Below are 23,951 nucleotides of genomic sequence, written 5' to 3' on the forward strand. Positions count from 1 at the left end.
GACCCGGGGGTGACTACGGGCTTCAAGCCGGGAGCGAAGGCGTCTCGGTGAACCTGGCGGGTTTGCAGAGCGGATACCTCGCCGAGGGCCGTATTCCGCTCGCGCAGGATCTGGTGGACGAGATACGCGCGGAGCTGGTCGAAGCGCTCGGCGCGGACGAGGCTGCCAGAGTGGCACCCACTCTGTCACAGCTCAACAATATTCTGGCCGCGAAGATCAGCAAGCTGTTTCACCCGGACGGCCTCGTAATGCACTTCGGTGGTGCCGAGGTGACTGTGGGTTTCACCGTCCCCGGCCTCGACGACTCCGACATGGTGCGTGAGGCTCTGGTGGTGCCATCTCCGGTCGAGAACGCGGCGATGGGGCACTCCGAGGTAGCCCTGCGCCAGTTGGGGACGGATTTCGGTACCACGGAGGCGCAGTCACACTCGGTGCGGATTCCCTTGGCTCCCGTAGCAGGTCATGCGGTTCGGGCAGCGGAGGAAGCGAACGGCCATTCAGGTGAGGCCGGGCAGCTAATCGCGGCGAGCGTGTTCACCCCCGAGGTGACCCGTGGCAATTCGTACACCCAGACGAACTCCAGAGTCAGCACCACGCGAGTCGGTGCCACAAACCAGTATTGGGGCAAAGCGGTACTGGTCACTCTGCCCGCGCGCATCTGGTTCAACGTCAGGGCGAAAGGTGCCGAGGGAGCCACACGGGTGCTGAAGCCGGGCTCGCCGTCCGGAAGTGGGGAGCGAGCGGTCGCGGAAGGCGACGACTGGCTGCGGATACGGACGCCGGTGGCCTTCACGCAGGCGCCTGATGCGGTTGACTGGGACCGCTTCTCCGGCGCCGAGCGCAAGCCGGCTGAACTGCTCGCGGCGGGTCGCTTGTTCGGGCTGGGATCACGTGAATTGTTCGACACGATTCTGGAGAAGTTGCCCGCTTCGGCACAGGTGCCCGGCGGAGAGGTTCGACGGCAGCTGTGGGATTACCTGCAGGATAGGAACATTTACAGCCGGGAGGAACTGACTCCGGGCCGGGGTTACACGGGCGATCTCCTCGACAAGAAAACTGGACTAATCTACTCGATCACGCTGAACACGGAAATTGACTGGGATACCGCCAAACCCCTGCACCCTGCGGCTCCAGGGTTCTGGAATGGCAGCGCCGTGAGCGCGTTGGTAGCGGTCACGACCAGCCACACCGACGAGAAAACGTTCGGGGCGAGTTTGACCAGGGGGCTGTCGCGTATCGCCGCATACGTGAGTGCCCGGCAGCGCAGCGCGACCGTGAGCAGGAGCGGAGGCGTGGGCAACATGCCGAGCCAGAATGCCCTCGACCCCCGGGACAAGACCACGAACGCGGTCACGCTCAAGACCAGCGGGCGGATCGAAAGTCGGCGTGCGGAGTCCACTTCCTCGGCCACTGCTGTGCGGACTGCGTCCGATCCGGAACCTTCTGGCGCTGTTTTCTCCTTGGCGAGCGAGGCATATTTCCAGGTCGCCGCTGAGGTCGCTGGTGCCAACGGCCTGCCAGTGGACGCAGGCGCGTTCGAGCGCCACGAGAGCACCGGCGACATTCGTACCTTCGAAGTGCGCGTGCCGACGCTCGACGAGCACGGCAACGCTGTTGACGAGCACGGCAAGCTCCCCACCGTGAGCGGCGGCTGGGGCCATGAGCGGCGCGAGAAGCCTTTGATGCACCGTTCGTGGTGGGAGATTCCGGCCGACCAGGAACTGCCCGCCCGTCCCGATGTGGTCGAGCCGGGTGGCCTCAGTTTCCTCGACCGAGTGCTGGAGATCACCGGCCACTATGAGGTGCACAGGCGTGTGTTGAAGATGCTGGCCGATCACGGCTTCGTTCCGCCGATCGACCCGGACACCGGCAAACTCCGGCCGCAGAAGGGCACGGACCCGGCCGTGCGGCGCGTGCAACTGGACAACCTACGGCGGGTCGCCGAGCAGTTGACCAGGGATGCGTTCCTGCTACCGAACAAGATCAACAAGGCCGCGCAAAACGGCATTCGCATCGCCGTCGAGACATACGGCGACACCGGCGTGCGACGAGCCACCGTCGTGGTGCGACTGGACCTGGACCAGGCCGGCGTCGTTGAGATTGGCGGCGCCGACAACACCAGCCATGTGGCGACCGTGCTCGGTGTCACAACCGACGGAGATTCTCGTGCGAAGACCGCGACGCGCAGCCGCGACGGGAGTTTGGGCGGTGGCGCTTTAGGGGCGAGTGCCGGTGGCAGCGGATCAGCGACGTTCGGTGAGTCGCACAGCCGGGGAATGTATTCCGGGACCGAGGTCGCTTACCAGGGGTGGGTCAAGCGGTTCCGGGCTCCGCTGGCCTGGACTGTGTCACTGGAACTGGCTGACGAAGTGGTCACCGCCGCTCCCGTAACCGGTCAGTTCCTCGAGTTCCACGCACCGTGGCTCTCCGACGTGGGCCGGGTTTACACCCGCCCCGATCAGCTGGAAAGCTCATCGGACAAGCGGACCGACGTGCGACCGGACCTGCGAAGCGAGGATCTCCCGGTATCCGACAGCAAGCGGAACTGGGTGCCGGTGATTGGTCAGGATGTCGCCTGGCTATGGATGGACGCGGCGAATCTGTCGACGCTCGCCTTTCGCCCCGGAATCTCACCAGATGAGGTCGAGGTCGATACCGTACTAGGTCATGCGACGGAATTGCTGGGTCCCGACGGCTACCCCGTGGGCGATGTCGATGTTGTCGCCAAGGTCGACGGCTTCGCGTTCAAGGGCACGATGGGCAAGAACGAACTGGGTCCCGACAGCGTTCAGGTCGGAACCACCAGCACCACGCTTGTCACGAGGACAGAGCGCAGATCTGGCACGACGGCCGATGCCGCTTCGGTAAACGGCGGCGGCTCGGCCGAAGTTGGTGATCACGAAACGGCGGGTCCCGCCGGTGGCGACAGTGCGGATGGTGCCGGTAGTAGGGGAATGGACACCGCGGAGGGGGGCGCGGATGGGGGTGGCCAGGCCAGCACGACGGTCAGCGAAACACGAAGCGTCACGTACGGCCCCAGTGAGACCGGCCTGCACTTCGGCGAGGTCGTCGTCATCGACGCCGCGTTGTCGTATTTTGCCCGTTCCCGTGATTCCGACGAGACCGAGTACCTGGGGGAGGGACGTCTCCGGTTCGTGAAGCCGGTACCTCAGGCGCTGCGGCTGTACTGGCAGGGCGAACTGCCGGAAGGAGCCATCCCGCCACAGCTGGTGGACCGCTGGCTGGACAACTGGGCGAACGATCGCAAGTTCGAAGAGGAGAGCGGTAAACCCAGTCACGATCCTGGCGACCGACGTCGCGACCTCGACCGCCGCGACGTGGCCGAAGCCACCTACCTGCGGGTGATGCAGAAGCTCCGGGCTGGCGAGCGGGTCGACACAGAGCTGTTGCGGCACGTGCTCGCGCAGTACGACGACGAACCGCCAGTGGCAGCTGGCGACGTCGCCGAATCGGTACGGCGTGCGCTCGACAGCGAGCGAGCCCAGCTGGCGGCGATGCGGGGACAGGCCGCCCCTGAGGTGCTGGCGATGCTGGATGCCCTGGCCGCGGCGCGCGCATTCCATCCGGAGCCTCCCGCGCCGCTGCGGAACTATCGGATCCCCGGCTACGCCGAGAACAACCGGGGCTTGGGCGACGGCAGGGTGACCGACTGGCGTCAGGATTCCGGGCCGTCCCTGCCTCGGCTGGCGCGGAAGCTGATCGAGCAGGTCACGGGAGGACTCGGCAACGACGACTTCCCTTCCCTCCGGTACCTGCACACCGCGCTCACCGAGGGACCGCCGTTGAACGGCACCATGCGGTGGGCGATGCAACACGGTGGGTTTGACCTTGTGGCCGAAGAAACCGTCAACGCCGCCGGTGAGCGCGGATATCTACGGGTGAATGCCGAGATGGTTGCCGTCGGTGCACCTGTGGTGGCGGGCCACGGGGGCTACGGCGTGGTCAGTCGCCGGTTCCAGGACTCCACGGCCACCAGCGTGGCCGACCAGCGGGGTGGGTCCGCGTCCGGCAGCGCTGCGGGAACCGACGAATACGGCGGTTCGGAGAGCGGCGCGGCGGACGGCGACGAAATGGGTTCGGTCAGGGGAGACGTCGACGCTTCGGGAAACATCAGCCGGAGTAACACGACTACCGATTCCACGGCCGAGACGGAAACCGCCGGCACCATGTCCTGGGATGGCGGCGTCCGGTTCCGTCAGCGCTATGAGCTGCGCCTTACCGTGACGTGGATTACTGAGCCCTCCCAGACGAAGGGCGCGCTGGGTGGGGCGGCGGATCTTGTGCGGGCGGGGGCGGAGGTGGCGCGCGCCGCGGTCGGTAGCACTTCAGTTTCTCCTCGGACGGCAACGGCGGCCGCCGCGGGCACGCTTGAGTACTTCCACGGGCACCCGTCGGCGGAACTAGACAACACCTTCTCCGATCCGGATCCGCGCGTATTGGACCGCCTGGATCGGAGTTGGCAGACGACGGCACACGACATCGGCGTCGAACCGCTGCATGCCGCCGTTGACCATGCGCTGGAGCAGTTGGTCGGGCAAGGGACGCTGAACGAGGTCGAAGCCGCCCGGCTGGCGAGAAGTATGCCGTCCACATTGCACAGAGAACAGGTCATGTCGGCGTGGTCCAGACTGAGTCGGGGTGAGCCGCTGCTGATTCCGATTTTGATCGAGGGCGCGAAGACCCGGTATCTCGACATCTCGGTGACCTTCACCGGGGGCTACGACTGGGAGCGGATGCGGGACTTCACGCCCTACGTGCGGGGTTTGTCGGAGTCGAAGCGGTCAGACACCACCAGAACCAGTTCCGTGGGGGACAACCGGGGGACCGGTTTCGGTGGAGGCTTCTCCGTAGCGCAGGACGGCATGGCTCTTCCTGGATACCGGATGGGGCACAGCCGGGGCATCGGCAGCGGGACAGCCGCACAGACTGGGGGACGTGGGCAAACGTCCATCAGCCTGATTCCCGGTACCAGTGGTTCGGTCCGAGTCAGGACTCGGATGCGTGTGCGGATCGATCTCCGCGTTCGGGAGGGCGACCGTCGATCGGCCGAGCCTGTGACCGTGTTCGGCGAGGCCACGCGCTACACCAGTTCTGACGCCGACTTCGAGATGTGGGCGCATGACCTGGATGTGCTGGACCGGCACCTGGCCAGGCAGCAGCCATGGGCTCAGCCGTACGACATCGGCGATGAGGACCTGCCGCGTCGGGTCCAGCGCGAGCTACGACGCCGGCGAGACGCGGCCGAGCGCGACCCGGTGAACCTGGACGAGGCGATGAAGGCGAGTACCGGCCAGCGGTCTGGCTCGCGGAATCTCGCCGATTACATCCGTCGGCATCACCCTCGGCGTGCTGAGCCCGGTGCGTTGCTGATCGCCACGACCGACCCCACCCGCGCCGCTGCGGAACACAGGATTGAGGTGGTCGCCGAAGCCCAGAGCCTGCTGCACCGGCTCGACGCGAGCCTGCCTGCCCGGTTCGCCACCGCCGCCGATCTCGATCTCGACGCTGCCGACCTTCGGTTGCTGGCCGCCATTCGGGACGCCGAACAGGCGCTGGGCGCCAACGAGCTCCCTGCGCGGCTGGCCGAGCTGCTGGACGCGCGGGAACGGCTGAGCGAAGCCCGTGCCGAAGCCCTGCGGGCGGGGCGGGAGTTCGAGCGGCAGGTCGAGTTGATGACTCGTCTCGCTGTGGACACCAGCACCGTGATGCCGCTCGACCGCGCCCAGCGTCGGGCGCGTGCCGAAACGGAGCGGGCCTGGCAGGCGCTGCTCGAGCTGGACCGGCAGGTGCAGCGCCTGCAGCACGCAGCCGATGCGGCCGAGAAGGCATTGCGTCGGGAGGCTGAGGGTGCGCAGACCGGGCTGGATCACGCGGCCGACGCGGCGTGGCTCGCCGAGCGCCTCACCGGAGGGAACTGGCTCTCGCAGGTCGAGCGGCTCGATCTCGACCCTGCATGGCTGCGCGAGGGCAGGGAGCAACTGATGCTCAGCGTGGCCGCCGAGCTGTCCGACAGTGAGCAGGCCGCCGTGGAAATCGTCCTGCACGCCACGGCCGCCGACGGCACTCGCAGTACAGTCCGAATGACCGGCGACGGCAGATTGCGCGACGAGGACGGCAGCGTCCGCGCGGATGCGCCTGCCACGAGGCAGTTCACGGACGCGCTGCAGCGGGCTACTTTATTGGGACGCGAGCGCGTACTCGCCGCAGCGGACGCCTTCCTCGGCGAAGCACAAGGCCTCGTCGTCCTGGGTGGGCCCGATCTGTCGGAGCGTTCGCAGTCGGAATGGACGGTGCTGACGCCGGAAGCACCAGACGGGGCGACGATTCGGGTGATCGTCGACGCGGACGCGAAACCGGCCAGGGTGGTGCGGTCGGCGCGACGACGCGATCAGCTGGACAACGTGGTGTATGTCGTTGTCCCGCCCACGGCCGGCGAGGTGCAGGTCGCGGAACTGCTGCGGGAGGCGCTGCGGGTAGTCACGGAACAAGCCGGCATCATCGGCGCGCGGCGTTCCAGATTGTCGCTGGAGTCGGCGTCCGCAGGCGACGGGCTCAAGGACGGACTGCTCGACGCGCTGGCCGCGTTGCCGCCCGAGCTGTTCGCTCTGGCCATGGAAAAAAGGCTCGATCTGCCCGCGCTGTACGCGGAACTGCGGCCGGGTCAGCCCCTCGCGAGCGCGATCCTCGAGGCGCGAAACGAGACGGCGGCGCGGGCTTCCTGGGTCGGTGTGGACGTGGACCAGGCACACCAGGACGCGTGGGAAGGCCAGCGCGCTGTCCGTGACGTGGTGGCCGAGCGCACCGAGGAGGTGATCGCCGCCTCGGCCCAGGACGGCGAGGCCTACCAACTCGCGTTGCGTAACGCCATGGCAGGGCTCGAAATCCATCGGTTCCTCCCGCACGGCACGGATCTGGACGTCCGGCAGCTGTACCGGGAGTTCGGTGCGGAAAACCTGGATCGTGTGCTGGCGATCGCACTCGAACACGGTGTGGACATGGTGCGCGCGTTGCATCGCGACCTCGGAGGCGACGTCGACGCCGCGCTGCGCCTCGTATTGGCTGGGACCGACCAGCCGCCGCCACCGCCGCTGCCCGCCGACACCGCAGGGATCGCCGGGATGTTCGGGTTCGACCCGGCCGCCCCCGCCGACGTCGACCGCTTCGCGGGCCTGCTGCGTCGCGCGGGATGGCCCGCGGAGCTCAGCTCCGTGCACCGGTCTCTCCTGCGGTGGCTGGCGGCCGAGCTGGCCGTCGCGCACGACCTGTGGACCGGGGCGCAGCGACGGGCGTTCATCGAGCTGAACCCGTGGTGGCTGGCCGATGCCCGGCACGCGCGCCCGGCACACCTGCACCCCCTGACCGCCCTGCCCGGCTCGCCGGAGGACCGGACCACCGCAACGCTTGCCGAGATAGACCGGCTCGACGAGAACACAAGGCGTGCCCTCGAGGAGGAAACCCGGCGGATCCTGCGCATCCACTACCACGGCATGCCCACGGAGTCGGACGAGTCCACGTCACCGACTCCGGAGGGGGTGATCCAGCAGGTGCAGGCAGCCATTTTCGCCACCGGTCCGCAACACGGCGCTTGGGTGGCCCGCCGGATGCCCGGTGCGCGGCCGCAGGCCGGACTGGCTGCCGAACGGTTGACCGCCGCAGCCGGCGCCACGGCGGTGGGTGTCACCGCCGACCAGCGGGAGTACCTGAACCGCCTCGGGCGCGACGTCGGCTGGGTGGACCACGGTCAAGGCACGGCGGCAGCCTTCGCGCAGGCGCTGCACCGTGCCACGGGGATGGCGGGCGAGTTGCCGTCCCAGACCGAGATCGCCGAGCGCCTGGGCGGTGTCGAGGCGCAGGAGCTGCCTGCCGAAGCGGTTCGCCGGATCGGCCTGCCGGGGTTGGTGGTCGTTGACGCGGTGGGCGACGACCTCGTCATCGGGGAGCTGGCACCGGGCTCGCCGGTCCTGCTGCGCCATGGGGAACACTTCCTGCCGGTGCTGCCCCGCGACGCGGGTGCCGTCCTCGGAGAGCCGGTCGCTCAGCTGGTGCTTCCGCCGGCACAGGCCGGACCGCCGGTACCTCGAGAGGAAGCACTGCGCGAGGCTCCCGGGGCGCTCCGGCAGGCCGCCGCGCCTGAGGGCCCGGGTCGTGACGGGTTGCTTTCCGCCGTGCCCGCCGCGACGAACACCGCCTTGCTGGAGGCCGCCTGGGCCGGTGTGGACATCGGCGCGGCGACGAGGGACGCCCGACGAACCGGGATACCCCGTGGACAACTGCTCGACCAACGAGCCATGGCCGCGCGTTCCGAGCGGGCAGCGGGCGGTGAGGGGTTCCAGGCTGTTCTGCGGGAGGTGCTGGCCGGTCGGGACAGCGCCGAATTGCTGGCCCACGGCCGGGACGTTGACCTGTGGGCGATCTACTGGCAGCACGGTTCCGAAGGGCTGCGTGCCGCACTGGAGGGAATGGACCGCAACCCCGGTTTGCCCGCCACTTTCGCCGAGACTGCTGGGTTGTTCGGCTTCGACCCAGCCGTGTCGGAGGAGGTCGCGGCCTTCCGTGAGGCGCTTTCGCAAGCGGATATTGCCGCTGAGCTCGCGGCCGCGGACCGGGCGGCGTTGTCGGGGCTGGCCGGTGAGCTCTTCCGGCACGGCTTGACCACCGGTGCCCAGCGCCGGGCGGTCTTGCGGCACGACCCGGGTTGGCTGGGTGACGGGTTCCGTATGCGTCCGTCACAGGCCGTGCTCACCGATGCGGTCTCCGCCGAGGTCGCTCAACTGCCCGACGCGGACCAGGCCCAGCTGAAAGACACGACGCAGCGGGTGTTGCAGCTGTACTACCACGGTGTCCCGGCGGATCTGGCAGCACTGAGCACGCTGGAGACCGATCCCGGCATCGAGGCCGAGATCCGGGCGGCGATCTACCGTGAGGGCGTGGCATACGGCGCCTGGCTCGCCTCGCGCATGCCCGGCACCGCGTTCACCGCCGCACTGTCGGGACGCGACCTGGCGCACGAGTCCGGGGACCCGAACGTACTGAGCCCGGCACAACGTCGGTTCCTGAACCAGCACGACGCGCGGGCCCAGTGGGCGCGCCGGGGAGCTGGCGCCTTCGCGCTGGCGATCCACCGGGCCGCACGGAGTCAGCTCGCCGAGCCTCCCTCCCTGACGCGCTTGAACCAGCTCCTGGCAGGGGTCTCGGCCGCGGCCGCGCCGGCCACCCTCGCCACCGAGCTGGGGCTGCGGTTGCGGATCGTCGACAGGGCAGGACGCGCGCACATAGTCGGCGATCCGGACGGCCCCGAACTGACTCTCCTGCGCACCGGATCCGACGGCGAGCACTTCATGCCGGTGGTGCGGCTGGAGCCCGACGGGAATTCGCGCGCCATAACGCCCGCCGATCCTGGCACCGATCCGGCTATGCCGTCGGATTCCAATCGCACCCGGAGGCCGGACGACAGGACCGGTCAGACCAGTCCGCTCGGACAGGAGCGGAGTGAACGGCTCGGGCGGCGTATTCCGCGCCCGCCGCTCGACTCACTGTCCGTCACCAGAGACCCGGCCGAACTGGGTAGCCTCCGCACACTCGTCGTCGACGGCGGGCGTGCCGCCAGAATTCGGGAAACCGGCCGACCGGACGAGGTGGCCGATTTCGCCGCCCGTCCCGTACGACACAATCACTTCGACCAGGTCCGGTTCGAGTACCTGAACGCGGCCGAGTTCACCGAGAGCCGGATCACCGGTCTGGTCAATGGTATGGACGCGCTTCGTACGGGCGGGCTGCTGGAGATCAGGACCGGCAGGAAAGTATACGAGAACTTGCCCGATGTGCTGCGCACCCTGGTTGCGCTCGGCGCCACGGATGTCACGATCGGTTGGCCCGACGCGGCCGACGGGGCGGTCGTGATCACCGCGAAGAAGGGGTCTGCAGATCCGGGCGCATACGCGGCTCGCTATGCGGATGCCGCGAACCGGGCCACCGATGCCGCGGTGGCGTCGAGCGCGCGCGCCCGGGCCGAGTACCACCGTAACGGGCCTGTGGCCGGTGCGCAGGCCGCGACCGTGCCGACACGGGTGCGTTTGGCGGAGTGGCCGCACGAGCGGTTGTCCCGTGAGCACATCGGGATGTTGGAGGCGCTTGTCGACGCCGTTCCGGTGCGCGGCACTGTCTACATCGGAACTGGGCGTGGGCTTCCGCTGGAACAGGTGAGCCGGACGCTGCGTGGGCACGGTGTGCGGATCGACAGTGTCGATTCCGGGGACGTCATATCGATCAATGGCACCAAAATAGGGCGCAGCCAGCCCAGGCAGTCACCTCCCGCGTCCGCGCCACCGACCGCCCCGCCCGACTCCGGCCAGTCCCGACCGGTGCCGCTGGGCGAGCACGCCTACGCCGTGATCAAGGAGGTCAACCGGTTCTTCAAGAAGGGCAAGCTGGACGGTGTCGCGAGCAGACGGTATCTGGCCGACGCCTCGGACACGGGTGTGCTGTGGCAGGTGCGTTTCGAGGACGGCACCACCGGCGCGCTGGAGATCGTGCATGATCCCGACGTTCGCGGCTGGCAGGTGGAGACCGCGCAAACGCGTCCCGACGGCTCGCCCGGCCCGCTCGTCCGGGTGCGCCTGGAGCAACTGCCCAAGGCCCCGACCGACTGGATGCTGCGGAACTGGTCCGGGTTGCGCGACGGTGTCCGACAGTTGGCCGAGATCGCCGAGCCCGCTGACGCGAGCCAATCGGTCAGTCCGCCGGAAGCCGACGCCGCAGCGGATGTGCCCGCAGCCTCTGGTGCTCCGGAGAGTAAAGGCCCGAATCATGTGGAAGTGGACACCGTCTCACCGGAGGCGCTGCTCGCTGGCGTGCCGATGGGCGAGTTTCCCTACCTCGCCGAGATCGCCTCGTACGTCAACAAGCGAGTCAACGATGCCGATCCGACCAACGTCAAGGAATTGGACGATCAGCAGCTTTCGGTCTACCGCGACACCCGGTTGGACGAGGACGATGCGATCAGTGTTGAGGAGTTGAATGACCGCCTGCTTGCCAACTACCGCAACATCGCCTCGGTCGACGGCCATGTCGTCACGCTCGGCAGGGGCAAGCGTCAGTTCCTGATCCGGCTGGTGCTCACCGACCCGAAGCCGGTTCTGTCCCCGATCCGCAACCACGAACAGATCCACGGAAACCTGGGCCAGGGTCTGTGGGGTGTGGCGGGACTCAACACCGCGCGAAGCAGTACGATCTCCGTCGGAGCGCTCGCCAAGGTGAGTCAACTGCTGTTTCCGGGCGCACCGGGCGGCGCGGAGTTCAAGATTAGCCGCACGCTGAGCCAGAACGCCGGTTCGGCGCAACTCGCCGAGACCGGTTTCGCGGTGGCGGACAACCGAGGCCCGGCCACTCCGACTGAAGCTGTCGCGGTTGTTGAGCTGGCCGAGTGGGATCCGGTCGAGCAAAGGGCCGTGAACCCGGTCACGTTCTCCACCGACGAACTCGGTACTAAAGCAGGTACCGCACTGATCGCGGTCCCGGACAGCTACTACCGGCAACTCAAGGAGACCGTCCAACTCCCGGAGGGGAATCCGGACCGGGCAACAAAGTTCCCTCATGCCGCGGCCCTGGAGCTGACCGGCCGTCGCGAAGTTGAGCGGCAGATCCTGGAGATTATCGCCCGATCGGGACACCCGATCAACGACAACATTCGCGATCAGGTTTCCACCCATGTGTTCGCGATGGCGGATACGCTCACCACCTCGGTGAACCAACCAAACGGAGAACCGTTGCTGGTCAGCGACGGTCGTCGTAGATTCCTGGTACGACACAGTGCTATTCCCCAGCTGGCAAACGCTCGGCCGGAGGGTGTGCCGAGCAATCAGGACCACCTTGAACAGGTCGGTACCGAGTGGAACAAGACCAATGGTGGCGCCGGGATATCCACTTCCAGAAGCCGAGGCGTGAATGCCTCCAAGGGGTTGTTGAAGGCAAGGCGGATCCTGGACTGGTACCAGGGTGAGTCCACCGACTCCAGTGAGCCTGGCTCGTGGCGCAATCCGCTGCGCAACTTCCTCAGCGTGTCGTTGAACGGGGGCAGTTCCTTAAGCGGGGGGGACGCCAGCGGGCTGTATGCCGAGCACACGAACATCGAGGTCTTCGTCGACCGGATGAAGGGTCACGTTCAGACCTATGTCTGGGGTGATCGGGACAACCCGGATGACAAGCCGGGGGTGGTGCATGAGATTTCCGTGTTCGACGCCGAGGGGCTGGAGCTGGGCCGGGAAAAGGTCGCCGGCTCGATGATCACTCGGATCGCGGAGGCCGATGCCTATCGGTACGGACTTCCGGTCTCTCGTGACGCGGTTGACGACAGGGGAAATCTCGTCCGGGGCGTGCCCGTCCGAACCGAGGGAGAGGCTGTCCCGGAGTACCCGGCCCACCTCACCACCCAGGATGCGAATGGGCGACGGATCGGTACTGGCTCCGGCGTGTCCACAGTAGACAACTTTCGGTACGAGCCGGAGGAGGTTGCCGCGGAGGGGGAATCCGCGACGGCGGGTGTCGGTGATCGCGAGGCGAAGCTGGACCCCCTGCGTGAGCAGGTCCTGGCGATGTTGCGTGAGAAGGGTTTCATTCCTGACAATCGCGCCGTTGCCGCCGGTGAGGACAGCGCCGCCCCTTCCGGCGGAGCCCGTGCGCTGTCCAGCCGCCGTCGTCTGCAACTGCTGAACCAGGTCATGGTCGAACGTCAACTCGACCCGGAGGTGCTCAGGCAGCGGTACACCCAGCTGAGCCAGGACGGCATCGGTCTGGAGCTCGTGCGCGTCAAGCCGTTGTCGCCCAACGAGCTGGAAGTGGTGAAGCTCGAGGTCCAACTGAAGCAGGAGGTGGACAAAGCCGAGTGGCTCGGGCTGACCGACGCTCGGGCCGTGGTGAACCTGCACATCGACACCAGCGCCATCGGCGACTCGGTGTCCACCAATGCGGGAACCGGGCACAATCTGGCCCTGACCAGTGGCGCGCAGGATATTCATCCGGACGAGGTGGAAACCGAAGGCCCGGGGCATGGAGGCGGGCTCGACTTCGGTGGCGGAGGAGGTTTCAACACCGGCGCTGGATACAGCAACTCGGAGCGGGCCAACATCGTGAAATTGGTCGAGTACGGGGGCAAGGTCGCGGTGTTCCGGGTGCCGCACGTCATCACGACGCGGCTGCGCCAGGGGGATGACGTGATCGAGGGGAGCGAGGGCGCGTTTCGCGGGAGCGCCGACGTCTACCTGCCGAATGACTTTCTGCACAAGGACCCGCCGGTCGCAGTCACCGGAGAGTCCACTTCGCACGAGGTGTTCCGCCCCAATTCCGCCGTTGTGGTGTCCGCGGACATGCGTGGAATGGCCGCAGCCGCACGCAAGGTGCTGCCGGGCGCGGACAAGCTGGACGCCGCAGGTAGGGGTGCGCTCAACGCGATGAGCAGTGTGAACTTCCTGACCGCGAAGTTCAACGAGCTGATTGAGGGTGGCATTCACAACGATCAGTTGTTCAACGCCGGATTTGGACCACACCAGCGGCATGCGCTGAAGATCGACGCCAAGGCAGGCAAGACCGAGTTCCTCGGGATGGTTGACGACATGGTCACCGGGGACTTCGCCTTCCGGATGTCCTCGTACTTCACCAATGTGTTCAAGAACGCCAATGCGTCGGGTAACGGGAAGTTGAGCGAGTCCGGGGACACGATCGAGACTGGAGAGTATGGGGTAGGCGGCGGTCACACCAGAGGCTGGGGCTCCACATCCGTCTTGGGCCAGATCTCCGGTAAGGAACGGTTGCCGATCAGTTTCGGCGAATTGCGCCTGCACTTCCGCACCGAGCTGACGATGGGGCTGGACGGCACCACGGCCGCGCTCGGGAAGGTGGCGAAGGAAAGCACCACCGTGGGCACCTCGGTGACCTGGGTGCTGGCCGAGTCCGACGCGCTCGAACTGTATGGCAAGGGGCTGCTCGATCTGCCCGCGGAGATTGTGGCCGTCTTGCTACGGCGGTGGCGGGAGAGCGATGCAACAGTCGACCGCCTCGTGGTATCCCGCGCGGCGCTCCGCCTCGCGACCGAATCGACCGAGGGCGGCGCGGAACACCGGGGTCTGCTCATCGCCGTGCTCGGTCAGTACGAGAGCGAGCCCGGTCCGCACCAGGAAACCGCGCTGTCCACCGAACAGGCCGGACACACGGAACTGGTCGCCGAGGTCGATAGGCTCATTCGCGAGCATCCGGAGCCGCCGCGCAAGCTACGGGAACTGCAACTGCCCGAGCACGTGGCGAAAGGCGAGGGACTCGGCTTCAGCGGTATCGACGACCTGCGAGTCTACGACGATGCCGACACGGAGGTGGCACCCAATGCGGTGGTGACCGAGATGCTGGAACAGGCGGTGCCCGGACTGATCACAGGGGTCAGCGGCGACGTACCCGCCACAATCGGCAACCTGCCAGGGTTGCGGCGGGGTATCGATGCGCTACTCGCGGGTAAGCGGTTGCGGGGTCCGTGGGACAAGATCACCGACGGCGATGACTGGCACATCCTGTGGTCCGCGGATGTGCCGAAAGGAAAATTCCCGTGGCGAACCGAGCGTATTGAACTGGTTGCCCGTGCCGAGCCGATCGGCGAGCCCGAGATTGTCGGAGAACGGGCTGGTGGTCTCAAGAATCAGCGGTACGCCTATAACGAACGCAACGAGTCCGTCAGCCACAGCGGTCGGACCGGAGTCGATCCCGGCGCCGCACCCGACGTGTCGTGGGATGGGAGCGCGCACGGTGTCGGTGCCTCCACCGGTCGTGGTGCGGGCACCACGACCACCGACAGCAGCCAGCGGACCGCGATCGGGATTCGCGGTGACTACGGCGGGCTGTACAAGGTCAAGCAGCGGTACCGGGTCGTGTTCGAGGTGCGTATCGCGGGTAGACGCCGAACTCTCGCGCACCGGGGACTGGGCGTCGAACTCATCGCGCTTATCCCCAAGTCGGTCGTCACCGACCGCGTCGAGCACGCCGACGACCGGCCACGCTGGATCGACCACAGCCCTATTTCCCGACTCCCCGTCGATTCCGAGGTCGCCACCATCCAGGGGAAGCCGCTGCGCAAGGCGATGAAACGGCTGTTGCGTAAGCTCTGGGGTGATGATGCCCGGCAACTGGACCAGGTTGTCGGAACCGTTCTTTCCGCCGACTCGGTGCCGAGCAACCTGCGCTTGCTCACCAGCAGCACCGGGCACGACGTGTTGCAGGACGAGGTACTCCGAGGCGCTCCCGAACGCACTGCCGTCGGGAACGTCCGGATGACGTTCAGCGAGCCCGAGGTGTGGGGCAAGTATGCCGGAAACCTCGGCCGGGTGAACCGGTGGCAGAAGCTGAGCAGATATGTGGAGAACCGGAACAGGCCGATCCCGTGGTCCTACAACAAGGCGATTGAGACCAAGTCCGAAGAGGACGGATTTGTCGATCGTCTGCGTGACGGGGTCACCGAGCGGTTGGGCCGCGTCGAAGAGTCGTTGGGCGAACTGAACGCGGGCGTGTCGGTCGGAATAGGTGCGCAGGCCGGGGTCGGGGTCGAGTCCGCGAGTGGGCAGCGCCAGGAGATGACCAGGGAGGACGCAGGCACGATCGTCCTGCTCAGGTTGGCCTACTCGGCCGACGTCAGCGTGCAGGAGCACATCCAGTACGGCAGTCATGCGCGGGTGCGAGGGGAGAAACACACTGAGCGCAATGTGCGCGGCCATCTCAACCTGGAGGTTTTCGAGCGGGACCTGCCGTGGTGGCTGGAGCAGCTGAACAGCGCCCGGGAATGGACCAACCCGGAGCTTGCGGCGCTGCGGGAGCAGTATGGCCCGGAGGCGATACCGCTGCTGCTGGCGACGCGAGAACGCAACGCGCCGGTACTCAGCTTGACCGACCTCACGGAAGGTGCCGATCGCCGACATCCGCACACCCACGCGGCGCAGGCGGCCAGGGAGGCGGTACCGGAGGGAATCGCGCCCAATTCGCTGCTGCGGCTGACCGTCGATCCCACCGCCAACTGGATCGCCGAGCACGACGCAGCGGCCCAGCACGTCACGCGGAGCATGAACGCGGTGAGCGTGCGGGTGGAGGAGTTCGTCCGCAGCGGCCGCGATGCCGAATCCCTGGCCGATCATCGCGCGATGGTGGAGGCGTCGCGGGCCTCCGCGCGTGCCCGGGTGACCGCTGCCGAGATCCGTGACCGCGGCGCGGCGCTGCTGGCCGCGCGAGAGACGGTGTCCGAGGCCGATCGGCACTGGCGGACATCGCCGACTCCGGAATGGCGAGCCGCCGCGTGGGAAGATTTGCGCGATGCACGCACCCGGTTCGACGAGGCCCACGAGGCCTGGATCGCGGCGGCTGCCGACGCCGAGGGAATGCTCGCCGACGCAGCCACCGCGCAGCAGCTGACCACTGAGATCGCGGGGGACCCCGACGTCACGCTGGAGGGGCTCCAGACTCCGCCCGACCGGAAGGGCGCCGAGGGACTGGTGGAGACCGGTCGGGGGATGGCGGCGACCCTGGGTGTGGAGATCGTGTTGGAGCACACCGAGCCGGACGGCTCCGTGACCCCGTACCGGATCTGGCCCACCGGCGGTGTTGTCAGCAAGGCGAACGAATCCATACCGGATGAGCTGGCCTCGCTGGTGGCCCGTCGCAGACTGGACCCGGAAGAACTGACCGCAGAGGCACGTCGTCTCGGTAAGCCGATCGACATGGTGGTTGAGGACGCGCGCACTGGGGAGCGTGCGCAGGCACTGGGCCGCGCCGCGCTGGCGGGCGTCGATGTGGACGCGATCCTGGTGCGAGCTCACGCGACCCGCACCGACGACATGAGGCGGACCCAGGATCCGGTGCGGGAGTTGGAGCGTGCGGCCGAGACTGCTCAGGCCAATTGGGCTGCGCAGGCCCCAGCCTTCCACCGCGCTCTGCTCGACGCAGGTATCACCGGTGCCGACCTCAGGCGAGCGCTCGCCCATGGGCTCGACCTTTTCGCGTTGCACCAGGAGGCGTTGACCGGGCGGCACAGCCTGGCCGACCTGCTCCATGCCGAACTGCGAGTCCGGCCGCAAGGCAGCCCACCCCGTTCGCTGCGGGAGTTGGCCCCGCTGTTCGGGTTCTCGCGGACTCCTGCGGGCATGGCGCAGTTCCGGCAGATCCTGGAGGTGGCCGGAATCGAGGTGCCACTCACCAGCTTGGAGGCGGTCCGCCTGGAGCAGTTGGCCGCCGAGTTGGCGCTTCGGCATGGGCTTTTCGATCCGGGGCAGCGCCGGTTGCTGCTCGAGGTGAACCCGGAATGGCTGGAAGCGGCGGCGACGATCCGGCCGTCCCTTGAGCAACTGCTGGATGTGCTTGACCCTGCTCCGGTGATCGGCAGGCCGGAGCAGGAGGCAAAGCAGCTGGACAAGACTGTCCAGCAGATCGCCGAGCGCTACTACTACGGCGTCCCGCTGGAGCGTTCCTACCGAGGGGATGACCTGCTGGGCGCCCAGGTCGAGCACATCCGCATGGCGCTGGATCGTTGGGGGGTGCCGTACGCGGCCTGGGTGGCGACCCAGCTCCCTGGGTCCAGGTACACCGGCGATCTCACGACGCAGGACTTTCTCATCGAGGTGCGCGACCCGAACGCACCGAGCCCGGCACAGCAGCGCTTCCTCGACGAGCACGGGTGGTGGACCGCATGGACGGCACCCGGCTTGGACAATTTGTTCCACTCACTACCCGTCGGTGCGCGTGCGCTGCTGGACGAGTTGTACGGGATCTCCACGCCGGCCGAGTTCCGTGCCGATCTGCTCCAAGTGCTCGAGGAGGAGCTGGACACCGCCTCGGACCGTTCACTGTGGTCGTTGGTGTCAGAGTTGCGAACCGACGACAAACGCCGAGAAGCGCTCGAAGCACTGCGCAAAGAACCAAAGGAAGCAGCGGACGGCCCGCTCGCCACACAGCTGACCACGCTGGCGGCGCAGCGGTACGGGATACACCTCACCGAGATCGACGAGGCGGGCGTGCGGCACGAACACAGCCCGCCCGTGCCCCTCGCCAAGGCGCGGTTGTTGCGAATCGGCAATCACCACATGCCTGTGTTCGAGACAGCAGGTGAGGCCCCGCCAGTGCCGGAACCGGTAGCGGCGCCCGCTCCGCCCGCTCCCCCCGGTGGTCCGCCGTCCGAGCCGCCGTCGTCTGAGCAGTCTCCGCCGGTACCGCAGACGCTGGCAACGAAGACCGAGCAGGTCGCTGAGCAGCCCGAATCGGACGCAGATTCGGGTGTGGTCGTACCCGGCCGTCCGGTGCGATTGCCCGTGCTACAGGGAAAGAGCAGCACCGCCGACACGGAGAGCACCTACGCGGCCGCTGAGAAGTTCCTGCAACGGCACGACGGTGCCGCGTCCACCGACGTGGACGGAGTATGGCGGCTCCGTGTGGACGGACGGGAACTGGAGGTCGTGGTAGCGATCGATCCGGACGCTGACACTCCTCGGCTGGAACTACCTGACTTCCGGGTGATCGACGGCAAGGCGCACCAGCTTTCCCCGTTGCGAATCGTGTTCCCACCGTTGGTGGGAACGGGCGGAGAGCTGGCGATACTGGTGGGGGTTCCGCTACGGGCCGCAGTCGACCAGCTGCCCCGGCTACTGCGTGAGCAGTTGGGCCCTCGGACCGAGGTGGTCAACGCCCGGGAAGGCGAGACAAGGAGCAACGGAGAGGCCACAGCTACGGCAACTCCACCGGTGAGCACAGGGACCGTTGCGAAGACGGCCACCGATCTGCTGCACGATGAACGTGTCGTGGATGCCCTGTCTGATCTGGTGTACACCCTGCGTTGGGAACAACGCGACATTGAACCGGGGGTTATCGCCGCTGAGGCAGAATCGCTCGCCGATGAGTTGACCGGTCTGGCGAACCGACACACCCGGCTGACAAATGCCGATCTCCGGCTGGCCGCCGCCCACCGGCACGTCGCAACGTCGCTCGGCAAGCTTGCCCAGGGCAGTCGAGACACGGAACTTCTGCTCGCGTACGCCGATGACGCACGCACCGCCGCGATTGAAGCGGCGGCCGGCCACCTCATCGCGCTCGGGGACGAGGGCGCCCCGCCGCCGGAGAGCGAAGAGACGAACACAGTGGTCGACGAGCTGCGGCAGCAGGCGGAGGACGCGGAGGCGCTGGTTGAGTTGCTGAGGGAGGACATCGACCAGCAGGTTCTGGAACTGTCCAGGACCCTCGGCCCGATCAGCGCGGTGCTGGCGCAACTGCTCGGACCGGAAGCGATCGATTCCGTCGAACCGGACGAGCCGGTGGACGCCACGGCCGACCGGCCACGCGCCTTCCGCGCCGACCCCAGCCCCGGCTACCGTCTTCGACTCGCCGAACGCGATGTGGTGGCGCTGGACAGGCTGCTCACCCTCCTCGCTCAGCACGAGCAGGAGGCGGCCGGACTGCGGGCGGAGGGGTTCGCCGGGCGGCGTGCCGCGGACTTTCCCGCCGAGGTTCTGTCGGCCAGGAACTCCCGGCTGCACCAGATCGAGGAGCAGATTCGACGTGCCGTCAACGGGACGGGGCCGGAGGATCACGGGCTCGGGCTGTCCGAATCGCTGCACGGCAGCGAGCGCCGCCGCCGGTGGTTCGAGGCGGCCATGCGGCATTCGCTACTGGCCGACCGGCTGACCCCACACGGGCTGGCCCTCGTCGACGACCTGCGTCGGCCCGAGGAACACCCCGCCCCGGGCTACGCGAACGCGCAGTGGGTGCTCAAGCACATGTCCTTCGGCGATCCGTTTGAGGAGGGCGTGTCCCAGGACGACCTGCGTCGCATCGTCACCACTGCGACCACCGAATTCCCGATCGCCAAACGCACGTTCCCGGTTCAGGAGTACGAGCTGCCGGACGCGGTGGCGGCCGGCGAACCGTCCCTGCACGGTGTCTACAACGTGCACTGGTGGTCGGGGTCCGGGCGCATGATGTTCTACCGTCCCGGATTCACCCTGCAGCTCCGGGTCGCCGACCTCCCCGACGGCCAGATCCTCGGGCCGCTCGATCCGGCCGAGACTTGGGTCGAAGGCGGGCAGCGACTGGTGCTGGTGGACCGTAACGCCTCGTTGGGCGAGGTCGAGGCAGCGCTGCGGGAAATGATCACGTCCGAGGTCGCGCGGTACCGTTCCCGGCAATCGCCGGTGTCCAACTTCGTACGGGCGACGGCCTACCGGTCCGGTGGGCGTTCCGCAGGGGAATTGCTTGGAACGGGCGCCAGTCTGCTTCTCGGCCTGGGCATGGACCCCATGGCATTGATCAGCTCAAAGGCAGGCCTTCTCTACGGGGCTTTGACGGAGGTCCCGCTGGCTTACACTTTGGCGGGCAAGCGCGTCGAGGCGGGCGACCGGATGCGTCGGCACTTCGCGACCTGGCGCGGAGGTACCGGTCCCACCATCCCTACGTTGACCCAAGGCCGACACGACACCGCGCGACAGCTCCAGGTCCTCGCCGAGAAAATGGGCATCAACCTGCCAGGTGCGCCCCCGTATAGGCCCGCGGTCGCGTTGACCGAGGCCGAGCACGAGCAGCTCGACGCCCGGGTGCGGGAAATGGCGGGAGATATCGCTGACGCGCTCGATCCAAATCGTGCGGGGAAGCGCCAGATCCCGGCCGCACTCCTGCCGAGCGAAGGAATGCGCGAGACGGTCAACAACATCAAGAGCGCGAAGTGGCAAGTCAAAGATAAAAAGGAGGACGCCAAGAAAAAGCACCTCGTGATTGAACTGGGTACCGGTGAGCGACTGGAAGTGTCGTTCGTGCCAGGCGAGTTGCCGTACTCGAATCAGTGGCTGGTCGCGGGCGACGCGTCCGATTCCCGGTTGGTGTACGAGGTTGTCTACTCGCCGAAGCTGCTTGCCGCAGATGACGCGCGGCTCTGGCACGAGCTGACCCAGCAGATAGTCGATGTGCTCCTCTACGGTGAAAGTGTTTGGGGAACAGACCCATCACTGGGCAAGGTTGCTTGGGAAGAGCTCTTCACGCTGTTCTTTGAGGTGCCGGTGACACTTGGGTTCGCCGTGAAGCTGGGCAAGCCTGAGATGTTTCTTCCGATCATCGGGGCGAGCGCCGGGTCGCGTGTGGGCGCGGTTCCCTCTCGAATCACGAATCGGCGGACGCATCAACTTGCGGGCAACCTCTGGATGAATCAGATGCGGGCACGCCTCGGATACGCGCAGCTGGAGGGGATGGGCGCCAGGAACGAGATGGCAGAGACGTCGCTTGGGCTTCTCGCCGCGGCAGCGGAGATGAGCAGACGAGTCACCGAGGACATCCTGCGGCATGCGCCGCCGCCATCGGACTCAGCCGGTACAACTTCTGCCGACCCATTGCCGACGGTTCGGGAGGAACTGCTGGACAAGGTCGCAGAGGAGATTCGCGACCAGGCTCTTGCCGCGCCGGGAGTGGGCGGGATCACGGTGGAGCGTGATCCGGAATCCGGTGATCCGGTAGTGGTCATTTCGGCCGTGCCCTGGACCGCGTTACCTCGGGAGATGCGGATCACCCTGGACCACAACCCGAACCAGATCGTGAACTTCCCGCCTTCGCTCGTGCACACGCGTTACCGCACAATAGAGCGCGGCTTCACCATGACCGTGCCCCCTTTCTCCACAGTGCACGCACTGCGCGAGGAGGTGGGCAGGAAACTGACGAGCATCCTCGCGCGGGAGGGTTTTCTGCTTCCGTTGGCCACTTGGCGGCTGGCCGTTAACACGGCCATCGGGGCAGCGGGCAGCGACCTCCCGAGCGCCCTGCTCGCAGCGGCAAACGACAATCCGACCGGTGCTGTCCAGGACGGGGCCAATGTCATCCGGGCAGCTATCGACGGTGCGGTGACCACGGCGACGACGAAGAACATAGCCGAGAAGACCGCGGACAAGACCGTGAAGGCGATCGGCGCAGATACCGCTACCGGCCGCGCCATGGACGACTGGATGCACTTCGGGACGGGCCGGCTTTATGCGGGGATCAGCGGACTTGCCCGGCTGCTGGAACAAGCGCCGCAGCACCTGGCGGGCAACCTCCAATTTTATCAAGACCGCTGGCAGGAAATGGCTCAGCTCACGGAGCTGTCACCGAAGCAGCTCGTCGACGGGGTCGGGCGGCTGGTGGAGAACGGCGAGCTGGTGGACCGGGTTCCGAACCTACACGGGATCTGGGAGATCGGCCCCGGCGAGTTGCGGCTCCAAATCGACAAGGCGAGGCCCGGTACGCACACGGTGCGAGGGCGGCACCGGCAAGAAGTCACGATCCGTGTATTGCCGGGAATTCCGGGGATGGACACCCTGCTGCTGCCGAACGGTGGTGACAGTACCGCTCTTCTGTTCGTCGGGCCCGGAGACGCCAAGGCAGGCTATACCGGCGTGATAGATCAGCTCACCAGACTTGCCACCTGGTATCGCACCGGGCCCACCGGTGTGCCGGGGAAGGGCGCGTATCTGTTGCCGGAGTTCGGACCGGGCGGGGCCGCGGGATTGGTCCGCCGGGGAGTCCAGCAACTGGACGGGTCCCCTGATTACTCTGTTCTGCTGCAGCAGATCCTCGTGTCGGTGCTGTCCGCGGGTGTGTCGATAACCAACGACGCCAAGTTTGGCCGGGTGGCATTCCAGGCCGGCGAGTTTCTGCGGCAGACGCTCGCCTGGGACGGCGCGCCGATGTCGCAGATGCGCGATCAGTACGCCCAGTACTTCGCTGCAGCGGTGCACCAACTCACCGAACAGTTGCACAGCGACTACCTCGCGGTCGCGGAGATCCTCGGTATCGAGGAGCAGATCGACCGCACGCCACGGTCCTTCGGGCAGCAGCAGGTGCACACGCCCGAAGACGGTCCGGGCAGGCGGGGTGGTGGACACGGCGGTGGTCGTCCGGCTGAGCTTGACCAGGATGACGCCGAGCCGCGTCAACGCGGGGTGCTGCCGAGGCCGGGACAGCAGAACAAGGCGCGCCTAAACGGTGGCGACTGGGGCGCACGGCCGAAATCGCCCGGTGGAAGTGAAGCAGCCACCGCCAACGCTCCCACGGCCGCTGACCAAACCCGTCCCGAGGACGCGCGGATCCACATGACGGGCGTGCAGGACTCGCGGCCGTCAACCGAGCAACTGCCCTACGCGGCCACTGTCGCCGACGACACCGGTGAAGCGTCTTTCCGGGCCGCCGTCCGGGATGCGTTGCCGGCCCGTGCGGATCTCGCGGCCGAAGCCTGGGGAAGGCGGGAAGCGCTGTGGTCGGCGTTGTCGCGCCCGGTGGATGTCGCTCAGCTTGTCGATCCGCGCGCGCCGGAGGTGGATGTCCGGGAGGTCTACGAACTGTTCGGGCCCGAACAGTTCCCGGCAGCCCTGCGGGTCGCGGGCAGGGCCGGAATGGTCCGCGTTCGTTCGCTGCACGAGCGCTTCGCTGACAACCCGGACGCACTTCCGGCCGCGTTCAACCTCGCGCTCATCGGCGGACAGGCGCCGGTGGGGGTGCCCGACGAGTTGCAGGTGTTGGGCCTGTTCGGGCTCGACCCGACTCGGCCCGGCGATGTTGCGCGTTTCCAGGAACTGGTGATGCACGCGGGGTTGCTCGACGAACTCAGCTTCGCTGGACGTCAGCATCTCGTTGGCCTGGCGGTGGAACTCGCGGCCGATCGTAGCCTGTGGACCGCGCAGGAACGGCGCGAGTGGCTGATGGACCGTCCCCTCTGGCCGGCACAGGATTTTGTCGTGCCGAGTCAGGCAGGTGAGCGGGTCGGCGCAACGATCGAGGCCTCCTCGGACCACACGACCGGCGAAGTTGAGCAGAACCTCGCGCGGCCAGGAACGATTTCCTCGAGTAACGATCCGGCTGGCGCTCGGGTGGTGCGTCCGACGTTCGACGGCTCGTCCGAAAGGGATTTCGCT

General features: G+C 67.2%; 1 protein-coding gene (cut by both window edges). It reads left to right on the forward strand.

The whole window is internal to a scabin-related ADP-ribosyltransferase gene (locus BM199_RS17775; RefSeq protein ID WP_091674378.1) on the forward strand: the coding sequence, 56,193 nt in all, runs 13,213 nt past the left edge and 19,029 nt past the right edge, and what appears here is coding positions 13,214–37,164, spanning codon 4,405 (partial) through codon 12,388 (complete); the first codon wholly inside the window starts at nucleotide 3. Both the start codon and the stop codon lie outside the window.

The organism is Amycolatopsis marina, assembly GCF_900111885.1.
GTDB lineage: Bacteria > Actinomycetota > Actinomycetes > Mycobacteriales > Pseudonocardiaceae > Amycolatopsis > Amycolatopsis marina.